This window comes from Sphingomonas sandaracina (assembly GCF_036663695.1).
Classification (GTDB): Bacteria; Pseudomonadota; Alphaproteobacteria; order Sphingomonadales; family Sphingomonadaceae; genus Sphingomonas.
Genome location: NZ_JAXOJK010000001.1, coordinates 385303 through 399662, shown reverse-complemented (window position 1 = coordinate 399662; position 14360 = coordinate 385303). Strand labels below are relative to the sequence as shown.

Genomic DNA, 14360 nt, shown 5'->3' with positions numbered 1-14360 from the left:
ATGCTGTACGCGCCGCCCCGACGCCCTACTTCGAGGAGGATGACGAAACTTACAGATACCGGCCCCGTGTCGCTCACGCATCTCCAGCGGCTCGAGGCTGAGAGCATTCATATTCTGCGCGAGGTCGTGGCCGAGTGCGAGCGCCCGGTGATGCTCTACAGCGTCGGCAAGGATTCCGCGGTGATGCTGCATCTTGCGCGCAAGGCGTTCTATCCGTCGCCGCCGCCATTCCCGCTGCTGCATGTCGATACGACGTGGAAGTTCAAGGCGATGTACGATCTGCGCGACCGGATGGCGGCGGAGAGCGGCATGGAGCTGCTCGTCTACAAGAACCCCGAGGCCGAGGCGCGCGGGATCAACCCGTTCGATCACGGCGCGCTCCATACCGATATGTGGAAGACCGAGGGGCTGAAGCAAGCGCTCGACCTCCACGGCTTCGATGCGGCGTTCGGCGGCGCACGGCGCGACGAGGAGAAGAGCCGTGCCAAGGAACGCGTCTTCTCGTTCCGCGCCGCGCATCATCGCTGGGACCCGAAGCAGCAACGCCCCGAGCTGTGGAACCTCTACAACGCCCGGAAAGCGAAGGGCGAGAGCATCCGCGTCTTCCCGATCTCGAACTGGACCGAACTCGACGTCTGGCAATATATCCAGCTCGAGGACATCCCGATCGTCCCGCTTTATTTCGCCGCGCCGCGCCCCACGGTCGAGCGCGACGGGATGCTGCTGATGGTCGACGACGATCGCTTCCGCCTGGAACCCGGCGAGGTGCCGGTCGAGCGCTTGGTTCGCTTCCGGACGCTCGGCTGCTACCCGCTGACGGGTGCGGTCGAGAGCGAGGCGGACAACCTGTCCGCGGTGATCCAGGAGATGCTGCTGACCACCACCAGCGAACGTCAGGGCCGCGCGATCGACCGCGACGCCGGCTCGGCGAGCATGGAGAAGAAGAAGCAGGAGGGCTATTTCTGATGGCAACGCGCGCGCACGAGTCCGCCTATCAGGTGCAGGACATCATCGCCGAGGACATCGACGCCTATCTGCTCCAGCATCAGCACAAGAGCCTGTTGCGGTTCATCACCTGCGGGTCTGTGGATGACGGAAAGTCGACGCTTATCGGGCGGTTACTCTACGATTCTAAGATGATCTTCGAGGATCAGCTTGCCGCGTTGGAGAGCGATTCCAAGAAGGTCGGGACGCAAGGCCAGGAGATCGACTTCGCATTGCTGGTCGACGGGCTTGCTGCCGAACGCGAGCAGGGCATCACGATCGACGTCGCCTACCGCTATTTCTCGACCGAGAAGCGCAAGTTCATCGTCGCCGATACGCCGGGGCATGAGCAATATACGCGCAACATGATCACCGGCGCGTCGACCGCGGATCTCGCGGTCATCCTGGTAGATGCGCGCAAGAGCATCCTCACGCAGACTAGGCGGCACAGCTATCTCGCGCATCTGATCGGCATCCGTCACCTCGTGCTCGCGGTTAACAAGATGGACTTGGTCGGCTACGATCAGGCGACCTACGACCGGATCGTGGCGGACTATGCGACGTTCGCGGAGTCGATCGGGATCGCCGGTTTCACGCCGATGCCGATTTCGGGGTTCAAGGGCGACAACATCACCGCCGCCAGCGCGAACACACCCTGGTATGACGGTCCGACGCTGATCGACCATCTCGACACGGTGACGCTCGACGTCAGCGAGGATCAGGCTGGCGCGTTCCGGATGCCGGTGCAGTGGGTGAACCGGCCCAATCTCGACTTCCGGGGCTTTTCGGGGCTGGTCGCGAGTGGGGCGATCGCGCCGGGCGATCCGGTGCGCGTGCTGCCGGGCGGGCGTACCTCGACGATCGCTCGGGTCGTCGCGTTCGGCGGTGATCTGTCGCGGGTGGTCGCCGGGCAGTCGGTCACGTTGACGCTCGCGGACGAGATCGACTGTTCGCGCGGTGACGTGATCGTTGCCGCCGAGTCGCCGCCCGAGGCTGCCGATCAGTTCGAGGCGACCATCGTGTGGATGGCGGACGAGGAGATGTTGCCGGGACGTCCTTACTGGCTGAAACTCGCCACGCGGACCGTGACTGCGACCGTCCAACAGCCGAAATACCAGATCAATGTCAACACGATGGAGCGGCTTGCTGCCAAGACGCTCGAACTGAATGCGATCGGTGTCGCTAACCTCTCGACCGACCGACCGCTGGTGTTCGAGCCCTATGCGGACAACCGCCAGCTCGGCGGCTTCATCCTGGTCGACAAGATCACCAACGCGACCGTCGCGGCGGGGATGCTGCACTTTTCGCTCCGTCGTGCGCAGAACGTGCACTGGCAGGCGACTGATATCGGCCGTGAGGCACACGCCGCGCTGAAGAACCAGAAGGCGGCGGTGCTGTGGTTCACCGGTCTGTCCGGCGCGGGCAAGTCGACGATCGCCAATCTGGTCGAGATGAAGCTCGCGCGAATGAACCGCCACACCTTTCTGCTCGACGGCGACAATGTCCGCCACGGGCTGAACCGCGATCTCGGCTTCACCGATGCGGACCGGGTCGAGAATATCCGGCGTGTCGGCGAGGTCGCCAAGCTGATGACCGACGCCGGGCTGATCGTCATCACAGCGTTCATCTCGCCGTTCCGTGCCGAGCGGGAGATGGTGCGGCAGATGATGGCGCCGGGCGAGTTCGTCGAGGTCCATATCGACACGCCGCTGGCCGACGCTGAGCGGCGCGACGTGAAGGGACTGTATGCGAAGGCGAGGGCGGGCAAGCTGGCCAACTTCACCGGGATCGATTCGCCGTATGAGGCGCCGGCGAACCCGGAAATCCGGATCGATACGACCGGCATGACTCCCGACGAGGCCGCCGATGCGATCGTCGCGATGCTGATCCCATGAGCAACGTGACGACCGACGGCGAACTTGCCGCGCATCTGGCGGAAACGGCGGGGCGGCTGCTGCTCGAAGTCCGCCGCTCGGGCGTGTTTTCGCCCGGCGCGCTCGGCAAGGCCGGGGACGAAACGGCGAACGCGTTCCTCGTTCATGCGCTGCGGGACGCGCGGCCCGACGACGGACTGTTGTCCGAGGAACGCAAATGCGACGGCACGCGGACGGCGATGTCGCGCGTGTGGATCGTCGATCCGGTTGATGGCACGCGCGAATATGGCGAGGGACGTGACGATTGGGCCGTGCATGTCGCGCTGGCGATCGACGGCGTCGCGACGATCGGCGCCGTCGCGTTGCCGGGACTTGGCGTGGTGCTCCGCTCCGATCAGCCCACGCCGGTGGCTGCCCCGGGCGATCCGCTGCGGATGGTGGTCAGCCGCACGCGGCCCGCGCCCGAGGCGGTGAAGGTCGCCAATGTCTTGGGCGCGACGTTGATCCCGATGGGGTCGGCCGGCGCAAAGGCGATGGCGGTGGTTCGCGGCGAGGCGGACATCTACCTCCATTCGGGCGGGCAGTATGAATGGGACTCCGCTGCGCCGGTAGCGGTGGCGGCGGCGTTTGGACTACATTGCAGTCGGATCGACGGATCGCCGCTCGTGTATAATTGTCGGGATGTCTACATGCCCGACCTGCTGATCTGCCCGGTAGCGCTGCGAGACCGGGTTATGGCGGCGATGGCGGCCTAGGTTCTTCTGCGAAGGCGGGAGCCCAGGGTTACAAACGTCAACACCTGTAACCCTGGACTCCTGCATGCGCAGGAGAACACATTACTGCTGCGGTTCGGCGTCGTTCTCCACCGGCGCCTCGTCGCGCGTGACCCGCGACGTCATTCCCGTGGCATCCGCATCGTCCTGCATCTGCTCGTCCGGCGCGATCGGCTTTTCGCGCGGCGGTTCAACCACCGCCGGCGCAGGCGGTGCCGCCTCGACCGGCGCGGCCTCGACCGGCGCTGGCGCTGCTTCGGACTCGGTCACGCCGGTATCCTCGACCATGTTGGTATCCGTCGGCGGCTGCTCTGGCTCGGAGCGCGAGCAGCCGGCCAGCGTCATTGCGGCGAGCAGGCCGCCGGCGATGGCGGTACGGGTGCGGGTGGACATCGTCATGTTCAGTCTCTCAGCGGGCGGCGATCGTCTGGCGGGCAGTGCGCGCCTCGATCTTGGAGGCGAGGATGCCGTCCCAATCATAGGGATCGGCGCGGAAGTTCATCTGGCCGTTGCTGCTGGCGAACGCGGTCCAGTAGAGCAGATAAACCGACACCGGCTTGACCAGTTGTGCGCGGACCGTGTTGCCCTTGGCGACCGCGGCATCGACCATCTCGGGCGTCCAAGCGGGATCGCCCTTGAGGAGCAGGTCGGCCAATTCGGCAGGTTTTTCAAGGCGTACGCAACCATGGCTCGAAAGCCGACTGAAGCTGGCGAACTTCGCGCGGCTAGGCGTATCGTGCAGATAGACCGAATAGTCGTTCGGGAAGTCGAACTTGAACCGGCCGAGCGCGCTCTGGTCGCCCGCCTGCTGCTGCAACCGCGTACCGCCGATCACCTTGAAGCCGTTGCGCTTGAAATAGCCGGGGTTCGCGCGCTCCTTCGGCCACAGTTCCTTGGTCGCGATCGATGTCGGCACGTTCCAGGGCGGGTTGATGACGATGCTGTGGATCGTCGACGACAGCATCGGCGTCTCGTCGCCCGGTCGACCGGTGACCGCGCGCATCGACTGCACCGGGACATCGCCGTCGAACACGGTCAGCACGGCCGCGGCGATGTTCACCTGGATACGATCGCGCGGCAGGTCCTGCGGCAACCAACGCCAGCGCTCCATGTTCGCCATGATCTGGTGGACGCGATCGATCGCCGAGACGTTGAGCGCGCCGAGCGTCTGCGTCGAGACGATCCCGCTCGGGTTCAGGCCATAGCGACGCTGGGCGCGGCGGACCGCGTCGAGCAAGCCGGCGTCGAACGTGTCGCCATCGGTCGACACGGCCTTGTCCTCCACCGCGAGCCGCTTGCGCAGTGCGACCACGCGCGAACCGCTGGCACCGATCGTGAAATCCGGACCGGCGGCAAGCGACGACCAGCCACCCGCAGCGGCGATCGCGCGATAATTCTGAAGGCCCTTACGCAGCCCGTCATAGCCGGCATAGGGCGGCGGCAACGATGCAAACCACGCCGCGATCCGGTCGAGCCGCACCGCATCGGCAAACGCCGCGGTCGGATCATAGGCGGGCGGGCGCAGGCCCCAATCCCTCTGGAAATCGGCTTCGCTGAGCCGGCCGGCATGCACCGCGCGGGCATGGTCGAGCGCGGCGCGGACGAGTTCGTCCTTGCTGAGTGCGGTTGTCGACGCGGTCGACGCGGACTTCAGCCCCTGCGCGACGATGTCACCGTTGAGCAGCTTGTCGAGTTGCGTTGCCTGCTTGTCGCTCAGCGGCGGCACGGTAATCACCGGCGGGGCGAGCATTGGCGTCTGCATCGCGGACGGCACCGTGGGCATGACGGGCGGCGGCGTAACCTGCGCGAACACGGGGCTCGCCATCGCCATCGGCATTGCCGCAATCGCCAGCGCCGACCGGACCATGCCGCTCTTCACTCGTCCATCATCCAAACCGCGCGCCATACTCATCCTGTCCAACCGTAACTCGTCGATGCTTTCGCACGCCGTAACCCCACCATAGCTGAACCGGAGTCGCTAAGCATTGCCAATCGGGCCCAATTCGTCGGTTCAGGCCGACGCTGTGGATTTTTCCTGCCGGGCTAGGACCTCATACGCCATCACCGCGGTCGCGACGGCGGCATTCAGGCTGTCCGCCTTGCCGAGCATCGGAATCTTGACGAGCACGTCGCACGCCTCGGCCATCTCCGGCGGCATGCCCTGCGCCTCGTTACCGGTCAGCAGGAAGGTGGGCCCAGCATAGGCCGCAGCGCGGTAATCGATGTCGGTGTCGAGACTGAGCCCGACGAGCTGGCCTAGACCGGTGCGCAACCAGCTATGGAATGGCGCCCACTCGGTCTTGACGACCGGAATCGTGAACAGCGCCCCCATGCTCGCGCGGACCGCCTCGACCGAGAAGGGATCGACCGACTCGCCGATCAGGATCAACCCACCCGCGCCGACCGCGTCGCCGGTGCGCAAGATCGTGCCCAGGTTGCCGGGATCGCGCAGGCGTTCCGCGACCAGCCAGATGCCCGAACTCGCGCGATCGAGCGTTTCCAGCGTCGCGTCGAACTCGTCGAACACGCCGACGACGGCTTGCGGGTTATCCTTCCCCGACAGCTTCGAGAGGATATCCGGCGTGGTCTGGATCGACTCGCCGCCGGCTTCCTCGACGTCCATCGACAGCGCGTGGACGAGCGGATGGTTCGCGCTGGCCGCCGCGTAAAACAACGTGCGGGGCAGGCGGCCGGTCTCGCGCGCTTCGGTGAGGATGCGCAGGCCTTCGGCCAGGAACTGTCTCGCCGCACGCCGATGTCGCTTGTCGCGCAAGTCGCGGACGTACTTGATCAGCGGGTTCGAAAAGGCGGTTATTTCGCGGGGCATCTAGCGCCGCTCCCGCGTAGCATCTGGGTTTGTAAGCACGCGCTCGCTCATGCCCGCCCCCGACCCCGCCCGCAAGCGGGAGGAGAGCAGTAACGTCAATCCTCGCCGAACTTCGCCTCGACGAGCTCTGCAAGGGCCGCGACCGTATGCTCCGCGCCGTCGCCGCTCGCGCTGATCGTGATCGCGTCGCCCATCGCCGCGCCCAGCATCATCAACCCCATGATCGAGGTGCCGGTGACGTGATCGGAGCCGTCCTTGGTCACGCGGACCTCGACCGGATGCGACGAGGCGAGCGTGACGAACTTGGCGCTGGCCCGCGCATGAAGCCCGCGGCGGTTGGTGATCTGGACGGTCCGTGAGACCTCGCTCACGCCGCCGCCTCGCCGAGAACCTCGGATGCCACCGAAATATATTTGCGCCCGGCCTCGCGTGCTGCCGCGACCGCCGCGACGACCGTCATCGACTTGCGCGCCGAGCCGAGCCGGATCAGCATCGGCAGGTTCATCCCGGCGATCACCTCGATCCGCCCGCGCTCCATCAACGAAATGGCGAGATTGGACGGGGTGCCGCCGAACAGATCGGTCAGCACGATCACGCCGCGCCCGACATCGACCTCCTGGATGGCGGCAGCGATATCTGCGCGTCGCCCCTCCATGTCGTCGTCGGGACCGATCGATATCGTCGCGACACGCTCCTGCGGGCCGACGACATGGATCATCGCGCGAACGAATTCTTCGGCCAGGCGACCGTGCGTAACGAGAACAAGGCCGATCATAGCGGGCTATTCATACTCATGTGGCGACCGACGACCCCTCAAGCGCATCCTGCGGTGCGGCCCCCAGGTCGCGGTGCCGCACAGTGGGCGAAAAACCCTCCTCGCGCAACCGCCGCGCCACGCGTTCCACCACGTGGACCGATCGGTGTCTCCCTCCGGTACACCCGATCGCGATGGTGACGTACGACTTTCCCTCCGCCCTGTAGCGGGGCAGCAACAGCACGAGCAGGTCCTCGATCCGGCTGACCGCGGCCTCGTATGCGGGATCCGCCATGATGTACGCGGATACGTCGGCGTCGAGTCCGGTGCCGGGGCGCAAGTCCGGGTCCCAGTGCGGATTGCGCAGGAAGCGCATGTCGAACACGAGGTCGGCGTTGCTCGGCAGCCCGCGGGCGAAGCCGAACGACTGTACGGATAGGGTCGGTTCGCCGAGATGATCGCCCGCAAAGGTCGACCGGATCTGCTGCGCAAGCTCGTTCGCCGACATGTCGGTCGTATCGATCAGCCGGTTCGCCCAGTCGCGCAGTGGCGTCAGCAGCTCGCGCTCCTGACCGATCCCGTCCTTGGCCAGCCGGTCGAGACCCAGGGGATGGCGACGTCGCGTCTCCGAATAGCGACGTTCGAGCTCCGGGCCGGCGCAGTCGAGGAACAGCATCCCGACCTCCATCCCATGACGATCGCGCAGGTCTCGGATCCGGCCGATGATCCGTTCGGGATCGAAATCGCGGGTCCGAGCGCCGATACCGATCGCCAGCGGCTGCGAATCGTCGGTCGAACCCTTCGGCAGCGGCGCATCGAGCAATCGGTCGAGCAGGAGCAGCGGGAGGTTGTCGACGACCTCCCAGCCAATGTCCTCCAGCGTCTTGAGGACCGTGGTCTTGCCCGCCCCCGACATGCCGGTGACCAGCAGGATATCCTTGCCGGGGCGGATCATAGCGGCAGAATCATAGCGGCGGGATCATTCGAGAGGCTCCGGATTGCGTAGGGCGAGTTCGACCTTGATCGGGGCGGAGGCGTGGAACGCGTCGACGGCGAATTCGCGGACATCGATGCCGGCGATCCGGCGTACGCCCGGTTCGGGCATCCGCGCGATCGCGGCGTCGATACGAACCAGCAAGCCGACCGGCACGTCGGCGACGTGCGGCATCGCGAGGATACCGATCCCGCGGACCTCGATCCGCCCGGCGATCGTCGTCGGCGCCCGCGCATTCAGCGTACTGCCGGAGCGGACGACCAAGGTCTGGTCGTCGCTGACGAGGACGGCGCCGCGATCGATCAGGCGCAGCGCCAGATCGGACTTGCCGGACCCCGACGCGCCTTCGATCATGACCGCCACACCGTCGATCGCGACCGTCGTGGCGTGAAGCCGATCGGAGGATAGCGAATCCATAGGCGTTTCTTACAACGACGGATCGGTAAGCGGTAGCCGTACGACGAAACGCGCGCCGCAAAGCCTGTCTTCGCGCGATTCGACCAGGATAGCGCCCTGGTGCGCGTCGACGATGGTCCGGGCGATTGCCAGGCCGAGCCCGGAATGCCGGCCGAATGTCTCGCTGTCGGGGCGGACCGAATGGAATCGTTTGAAGACGTCCTCGCGCGCCTCTTCGGGAACGCCGGGGCCTTCATCCTCGACGCGGATCACGAGGTACTCCCGCTCGGGAATGGCCGAGACCGCGATCAGCCCAGCATCGGGGGAGAAGGACAGCGCATTGTCGATCAGGTTCTCGAACACGCGTTCGAGTCGCGCCCCTTCGCCGAGCACCGTCGTCCGGTCGTCGGGGTCGTGATCGAAGCGGAGGCGGATGTCGCGTTCGACGCCGCGCGCATCGCGCTGCGCGACCAGTCCCTCGATCATCGCCGCGATGTCGACCGGCTCGAACTTGGCGCGGCTGAGCTGTGCGTCGAGGCGCGAGACCTCGGAAATGTCGGACAGCAGGCGGTCGAGCCGGTGGACGTCGTCACGGACGATGGCCAGCAACTGCGCCTGGAGCGCCGGGTCCTTCACTCGTGACAGTCCCTCGACCGCCGACCGGAGCGAGGCGAGGGGGTTCTTCATCTCGTGCGTGACGTCGGCGGCGAACGCCTCGGTCGCGTCGATCCTTGCCCTCAGCGCAAGGCTCATGTCCGACAGCGCGCGCGCAAGCATGCCGAGTTCGTCGCGGCGCGAGGGGAGGCGGGGAACCACCACTTCGCGCGCGCGCCCCAGCCGGACCCGCACCGCGGCCCGCGCCAGCCGGCGGAGCGGTCGCACGATCGTCCGCGCCAGGAACAGCGACAGCAGGATCGAGACGATCGACACGACCAGCAGCACCATGCTGAGCCGGAAGCGCTCGATCCGCACCGTCCTGGTGATGTCGCGCGCGTTGACCGTCGTCATCACGACCCCGCCCGCGCGAAGCGGTGCGGCCGCGGTGATGACCGGGGTGCGATCGGGCGCGCGCCAGACGGTCGTCGCGACCCGGCGCCGTGCCTGCGCGGCGGCGACGTCGGGCCACCGCTGGCCCTCGTTGCGCTCGCGGTAGAGCGGCGGCCGCGGCGCCATCACGACGATATCGATCGCCGCGTCTAGGAACCGTGCGACGACCTGGTCGCGGTCCTCCTTGTCGGGATCCTGCAACACGAAATTGCGCAGCCCCAGCGTCCGGCTGTCCACGATCGTCGTGCCGCCACCGTCGAACAGGCGGATGCGCGAACCGGTGTCGGCAGCCAGCCTCAGCACCAGCGGATTGCGCTGCGTCGGATCGACCGACGAAATCGCCTCGCCGATCAGCCGCGCCTCGCGTGCGGTCTGTGCGACGCGGCTGTCGACGATCCGGCTGCGATAGGAATCGAGATAGAAGAACCCGCCCGCCAGCATCAGCAGCGCTAATATGTTGACCGCAAGGATGCGCCGCGTGAGCGAGATCTGTCCCGACCAGCGCAGCGTGAGATCGCGGCCGTCGTCGCCGAGCTCATTCCTCAGAAAATCGATACCCGGCACCATATAATGTCTCGATAGCGTCGAACGCTGGATCGACCTGCCTGAATTTTCGACGAAGCCGTTTTATGTGGCTGTCGATCGTTCGGTCGTCGACATAGATGTCGTCCTGATACGCCGCGTCCATCAGCTGGTTGCGCGTCTTGACGATGCCGGGTCGTTGCGCAAGCGTTTCGAGAATCATGAATTCGGTAACTGTCAGCGTGACCTGCTCGCCGCCCCACAGCGTGCGGTGCCGTGCCGGGTCCATGCTCAGCCGCCCGCGATCGAGCGGCCCGGCGGCTTCCGCCTCGGTTTCGGTGCCCGGCGACTGCGCGAGTTCGGTACGTCGCAGGATCGCGCGAATCCGCGCGATCAGCAGCCGCTGCGAGAACGGTTTCGCGATATAGTCGTCGGCGCCCATCGCGAGGCCCAGCGCCTCGTCGAGTTCGTCGTCCTTGCTGGTCAGAAAGATCACCGGGATCTGGCTCTTCTCGCGGAACCTGCGAAGCAGTTCTAGCCCGTCCATCCGCGGCATCTTGATGTCGAATACCGCAAGATCGGGCGGGTTGTCGGTCAGTGCCTTGAGCGCCGTCTCGCCGTCCGAATAGACGCGCGTCACGAAGCCCTCGGTCTGCAACGCGATCGACACGGAGGTCAGGATGTTGCGGTCGTCGTCGACCAGCGCGATCGTTGCCGTCATTTCTGGGCCGTCATCTCTGGCTCGCTTGCCTCGGTCATTGGCGTATCGGCGTAGGCCAATCCGCGGCGGCACTCAACTGGGGCCGTATCGGGACCGCGTCAGGGCAGCCCATTTGACCGGTGCGGGGCCGCCGCCTACATCCCGCCGCAACGACATACATACGTATGCGAAACCATCTGGAGAGATGCCTTGTCCAACGAACGTATTCCGGCCGGCGGCCTGGCCGCGCAGGGGATAGACACCCGCGCCACCCTGCACTGGAATTTGGTTACCGCCCAACTCGTCGAGGCTGCGTTGGCGCGCGGCGAGGGCAGTCTGTCGGCCGACGGCCCGCTGGTGGTCGAGACCGGCGCGCATACCGGGCGCTCTGCACCGGACAAGTTCATCGTCCGCGATGCCAAGACCGAGACGACCGTCTGGTGGGGCAAGAGCAACACGGCGATGGAGCCCACGCATTTCGCCGCGCTGAAGGAGGATTTTTTCGCCGCGCTCGCCGCCAAGGACGAGCTGTTTGTGCAGGACCTGTACGGCGGTTCGCAGTCCGATCACCGGGTGAACGTCCGCGTCGTCACCGAACTGGCGTGGCACAACCTCTTCATCCGGACGATGTTGGTACGACCCGAGAAGGCGGCGCTGAAGGATTTCGTCGCGGACTATACGATCGTCGACCTGCCGAGCTTCCGCGCCGATCCCGCGCGCCACGGCTGCCGCAGCGAGACGGTGATCGCGGTCAACTTCACGGACAAGCTCATCCTGATCGGCGGCACCAAATACGCCGGCGAGATGAAGAAGTCGGTGTTCGGCCTGCTCAACTATCTGCTGCCACCGGCCGGGGTTATGCCGATGCATTGCTCGGCCAACATGGGCGCAAACGGCGACACCGCGGTGTTCTTCGGACTATCGGGTACGGGCAAGACGACGCTGTCGGCCGACGCGAGCCGTACGCTGATCGGCGACGACGAGCATGGCTGGTCCGACACCGCGGTCTTCAACTTCGAGGGCGGATGCTACGCCAAGATGATCCGCCTCTCCGCTGATGCCGAGCCGGAGATCTTCGCGACCACCAAGCGCTTCGGCACGGTGCTTGAGAATGTCGTGATGGACCCCGCGACGCGGTTGCTCGATCTCGACGACCACACGCTCGCCGAGAACAGTCGCGGTGCCTATCCGATCGACTTCATCCCGAATGTGTCCGCCGAGAACATGGGACCGGTACCGCGCAACCTCGTGATGCTGACGGCGGACGCATACGGCGTGCTGCCGCCGATCGCCAAGCTGACGCCCGACCAGGCGATGTACCATTTCCTCTCGGGCTATACCGCGCGCGTCGCTGGCACGGAGATCGGCGTGACCGAGCCCGACGCGACCTTCTCGACCTGCTTCGGGGCGCCGTTCATGCCGCGGCATCCGTCGGTCTACGGCAATCTGCTCAAGGAGCGGATCGCGAAGGGCGGCGTCGATTGCTGGCTGGTCAACACCGGCTGGACCGGCGGCAAATACGGGGTCGGCAACCGCATGCCGATCAAGGCGACGCGCGCGTTGCTGAACGCCGCGCTCGACGGGAGCCTCAACGATGCCGAGTTCCGGACCGATCCGAACTTCGGGTTCCAGGTACCGGTCAGCGTCCCCGGTGTCGACAGCGCGATCCTCGATCCGCGCACGACCTGGGCGGACAAGGATGCCTACGACACGACTGCGGCGAAGTTAGTCGACCTCTTCGTGGAGAACTTCGCGCAGTTCTCAGAACACGTCGAGGAAGGCGTCCGTCAGGCGACGCCAAAGGTAAAAGAGGCGGCCTGATCCACTTCGCTCCTTCTCCGTTATGCCGGGCTCGTTCCGGCATCCACGGTTCCGCAGAATCGACAGAACTGGGTATGCGGAACGGTGGACCCCGGAACTAGTCCGGGGTGACGGAGGGGGAGCGTGAACGGGTGGCTTTGCGTGTGAGGCGTGCCGCTAGGTTCAAAAAGGCTCCACCACGACTTCACCGTTGACGACTGCGGTGACTTTCACCCGCGTCCCAACGGCAGCGTCCTTACCACGAGCCGGCCAACTCCCGTCCCCAACCAACACCCGGCCACGCCCACCAACGATCGCCGTCTCCACCACCACAACCTGACCCACCAGCCGCGCGGAGCGATCGTTCAACATCGGATCCCCGCCCTCGACCGGATAATCCCGGTACCAGCGCTTCCCGATCAGCACCGTAACCGCACTCCAAACCGCGAACGCGCCTAATTGAACCTCCCCCGGCAAGTCCGGCAACGCGAACACCGCAGCACCCGTCACCGCCGCAGCGATAGCGAGGAACACCAGGAACACCCCCGGCACCGCAAGCTCGGCGATCCCCAGCACCAGCGCTGCGATCAGCCACGCGCCAGCCGCACCGCCAATCACGTCAAGCCCGTCCATCAGCTCTTCGGAACCTCGGCCGACTTCGACAACTCGAACGGCCCACGCGCCGCGGGCTTGGCGGGTGGAGACGCGACTGCATCGCGCAACGCATCCTTCGCCAGCTCACCAATCCCGCCAAGCGTTCCCATCAACTGCGTAGCCTCGACCGGGAACAGGATCGTTTTCGCATTCGGAGACGTGGCGAACTTCCCGATCGCCTCAACATATTTCTGCGCGATGAAGTAATTGATCGCCTGCGCGCCACCCTCCTCGATCGCCTGCGACACCGCGCGCGTCGCCGAAGCCTCCGCCACCGCCGCCCGCTCACGCGCCTCGGCATCGCGGAACGCCGACTCCTTGCGCCCCTCGGACTCGAGAATCCGCGCTTGCTTCTGCCCCTCGGCGCGCAGGATTTCGGACGCCCGCGAACCCTCCGCATCCAGGATGTTAGCCCGCTTCTCGCGCTCGGCCTTCATCTGCCGCCCCATCGCGTTGACGATGTCGGCGGGCGGGCGGATGTCCTTGATCTCGACGCGGGTGATCTTCACCCCCCAAGGCGTCGTCGCGTGATCCACCACGTTCAGCAGCCGCGCATTGATCTCGTCGCGCTTCGACAGCGTCTCGTCGAGGTCCATCGAGCCCATCACCGTCCGCAGGTTGGTCGTCGTGAGCTGCAACAGCGCCTGGTACAGGTCCGACACCTCGTACGCCGCCTTGGCCGAGTCGAGCACCTGGAAGAACACGACCCCATCGGTCGAGATCATCGCATTGTCCTTGGTGATAATCTCCTGGCCGGGGATGTCGATCACCTGCTCCATCATGTTCACCTTCCGCCCGACGCGGTAGAAGAACGCCGGATAGAAATTGAACCCGGGCCGCGCGACCGTGGTGAAGCGGCCGAAATGCTCGATCGTGTATTGATAGCCCTGATGGACGATCTTTATGCTGGTGAAGAGGTACAGCAGCACCAGCGCCAGCAGGAGCGCGGCAACGATTAGGCCCATCGAACAATCCCCCATCCGTGTATCGCACCGCTATAGCACGTCGCGCGCGACAGGGCCTAGCCGTACGCCG

Annotated in this window: 15 protein-coding genes; 4 read left to right on the top strand and 11 right to left on the bottom strand. The window is 65.7% G+C overall.

All coding sequences use genetic code 11. The features are described 5' to 3' along the window. Positions 1-39: 39 nt before the first annotated feature. From cysD to U1707_RS01660, 3 genes are read left to right on the top strand one after another with little or no spacing between them, the layout of a single operon-like run. Complete coding sequence (cysD, locus tag U1707_RS01670) at positions 40-966, top strand: sulfate adenylyltransferase subunit CysD (RefSeq protein ID WP_332798418.1); 927 nt, start codon at positions 40-42, stop codon at positions 964-966. Then, the gene (gene cysN, locus U1707_RS01665) at positions 966-2879 is read left to right on the top strand and encodes a sulfate adenylyltransferase subunit CysN (protein WP_332798417.1); all 1914 of its coding nucleotides are present in this window, start codon (positions 966-968) and stop codon (positions 2877-2879) included. Before cysD ends, cysN begins: the two co-directional genes overlap by 1 nt. Then, positions 2876-3613, top strand: a complete 738-nt coding sequence (locus U1707_RS01660; protein WP_332798416.1) for a 3'(2'),5'-bisphosphate nucleotidase CysQ — start codon at positions 2876-2878, stop codon at positions 3611-3613. The genes cysN and U1707_RS01660 overlap by 4 nt, the downstream gene beginning before the upstream one ends. A gap of 81 nt (positions 3614-3694) precedes the next feature. Here U1707_RS01660 and U1707_RS01655 read toward each other — a convergent pair whose 3' ends face one another. The 9 genes from U1707_RS01655 to U1707_RS01615 form a co-directional block, all read right to left on the bottom strand. After that, positions 3695-4030, bottom strand: a complete 336-nt coding sequence (locus U1707_RS01655; protein ID WP_332798415.1) for a hypothetical protein — start codon at positions 4028-4030, stop codon at positions 3695-3697. Between the two features lie 10 nt (positions 4031-4040). Further along, complete coding sequence (locus tag U1707_RS01650; protein ID WP_503676855.1) at positions 4041-5537, bottom strand: L,D-transpeptidase family protein; 1497 nt, start codon at positions 5535-5537, stop codon at positions 4041-4043. Between the two features lie 105 nt (positions 5538-5642). Then, positions 5643-6458: a TrmH family RNA methyltransferase gene (locus U1707_RS01645; protein ID WP_332798413.1), complete on the bottom strand. Its 816-nt coding sequence runs from the start codon at positions 6456-6458 to the stop codon at positions 5643-5645. 95 nt (positions 6459-6553) lie between these two features. Beyond that, positions 6554-6829, bottom strand: a complete 276-nt coding sequence (locus tag U1707_RS01640) for an HPr family phosphocarrier protein (protein ID WP_332798412.1) — start codon at positions 6827-6829, stop codon at positions 6554-6556. Then, positions 6826-7233: a PTS sugar transporter subunit IIA gene (locus tag U1707_RS01635; RefSeq protein WP_131585189.1), complete on the bottom strand. Its 408-nt coding sequence runs from the start codon at positions 7231-7233 to the stop codon at positions 6826-6828. Before U1707_RS01635 ends, U1707_RS01640 begins: the two co-directional genes overlap by 4 nt. 16 nt (positions 7234-7249) lie before the next feature. Beyond that, positions 7250-8167, bottom strand: a complete 918-nt coding sequence (gene rapZ, locus U1707_RS01630) for an RNase adapter RapZ (protein WP_332798411.1) — start codon at positions 8165-8167, stop codon at positions 7250-7252. 24 nt (positions 8168-8191) lie between these two features. Further along, on the bottom strand, positions 8192-8623 hold the full coding sequence (locus U1707_RS01625; RefSeq protein ID WP_332798410.1) for an HPr kinase/phosphorylase: 432 nt from the start codon (positions 8621-8623) through the stop codon (positions 8192-8194). Positions 8624-8632: 9 nt separating this feature from the next. Then, positions 8633-10216, bottom strand: coding sequence for a sensor histidine kinase (locus U1707_RS01620; RefSeq protein ID WP_332798409.1), 1584 nt, complete (start codon positions 10214-10216; stop codon positions 8633-8635). Continuing rightward, positions 10185-10892, bottom strand: a complete 708-nt coding sequence (locus U1707_RS01615; RefSeq protein WP_332798408.1) for a response regulator transcription factor — start codon at positions 10890-10892, stop codon at positions 10185-10187. The genes U1707_RS01620 and U1707_RS01615 overlap by 32 nt, the downstream gene beginning before the upstream one ends. A 189-nt stretch (positions 10893-11081) precedes the next feature. On the opposite strand from U1707_RS01615, the gene U1707_RS01610 reads away from it, so the two are divergent. Next, complete coding sequence (locus U1707_RS01610; protein WP_332798407.1) at positions 11082-12692, top strand: phosphoenolpyruvate carboxykinase; 1611 nt, start codon at positions 11082-11084, stop codon at positions 12690-12692. Positions 12693-12854: 162 nt separating this feature from the next. On the opposite strand, the gene U1707_RS01605 is transcribed toward U1707_RS01610, so the two are convergent. Together U1707_RS01605 and U1707_RS01600 are read right to left on the bottom strand one after the other, a co-directional pair. After that, positions 12855-13304 (bottom strand): NfeD family protein, encoded by a 450-nt coding sequence (locus U1707_RS01605; RefSeq protein WP_332798406.1) that lies wholly within the window; start codon positions 13302-13304, stop codon positions 12855-12857. Continuing rightward, positions 13304-14290, bottom strand: coding sequence for an SPFH domain-containing protein (locus U1707_RS01600; protein ID WP_332798405.1), 987 nt, complete (start codon positions 14288-14290; stop codon positions 13304-13306). Before U1707_RS01600 ends, U1707_RS01605 begins: the two co-directional genes overlap by 1 nt. Positions 14291-14360: the final 70 nt, after the last annotated feature.

What these genes read in the sequence shown, in the direction of transcription:
- cysD (WP_332798418.1), top strand. Translation starts at nt 40, where the DNA reads ATGACGAAACTTACAGATACCGGCCCCGTGTCGCTCACGCATCTCCAG.
- cysN (WP_332798417.1), top strand. Translation starts at nt 966, where the DNA reads ATGGCAACGCGCGCGCACGAGTCCGCCTATCAGGTGCAGGACATCATC.
- U1707_RS01660 (WP_332798416.1), top strand. Translation starts at nt 2,876, where the DNA reads ATGAGCAACGTGACGACCGACGGCGAACTTGCCGCGCATCTGGCGGAA.
- U1707_RS01655 (WP_332798415.1), bottom strand. Translation starts at nt 4,030, where the DNA reads ATGACGATGTCCACCCGCACCCGTACCGCCATCGCCGGCGGCCTGCTC.
- U1707_RS01650 (WP_503676855.1), bottom strand. Translation starts at nt 5,537, where the DNA reads ATGGCGCGCGGTTTGGATGATGGACGAGTGAAGAGCGGCATGGTCCGG.
- U1707_RS01645 (WP_332798413.1), bottom strand. Translation starts at nt 6,458, where the DNA reads ATGCCCCGCGAAATAACCGCCTTTTCGAACCCGCTGATCAAGTACGTC.
- U1707_RS01635 (WP_131585189.1), bottom strand. Translation starts at nt 7,233, where the DNA reads ATGATCGGCCTTGTTCTCGTTACGCACGGTCGCCTGGCCGAAGAATTC.
- rapZ (WP_332798411.1), bottom strand. Translation starts at nt 8,167, where the DNA reads ATGATCCGCCCCGGCAAGGATATCCTGCTGGTCACCGGCATGTCGGGG.
- U1707_RS01625 (WP_332798410.1), bottom strand. Translation starts at nt 8,623, where the DNA reads ATGGATTCGCTATCCTCCGATCGGCTTCACGCCACGACGGTCGCGATC.
- U1707_RS01620 (WP_332798409.1), bottom strand. Translation starts at nt 10,216, where the DNA reads ATGGTGCCGGGTATCGATTTTCTGAGGAATGAGCTCGGCGACGACGGC.
- U1707_RS01615 (WP_332798408.1), bottom strand. Translation starts at nt 10,892, where the DNA reads ATGACGGCAACGATCGCGCTGGTCGACGACGACCGCAACATCCTGACC.
- U1707_RS01605 (WP_332798406.1), bottom strand. Translation starts at nt 13,304, where the DNA reads ATGGACGGGCTTGACGTGATTGGCGGTGCGGCTGGCGCGTGGCTGATC.
- U1707_RS01600 (WP_332798405.1), bottom strand. Translation starts at nt 14,290, where the DNA reads ATGGGCCTAATCGTTGCCGCGCTCCTGCTGGCGCTGGTGCTGCTGTAC.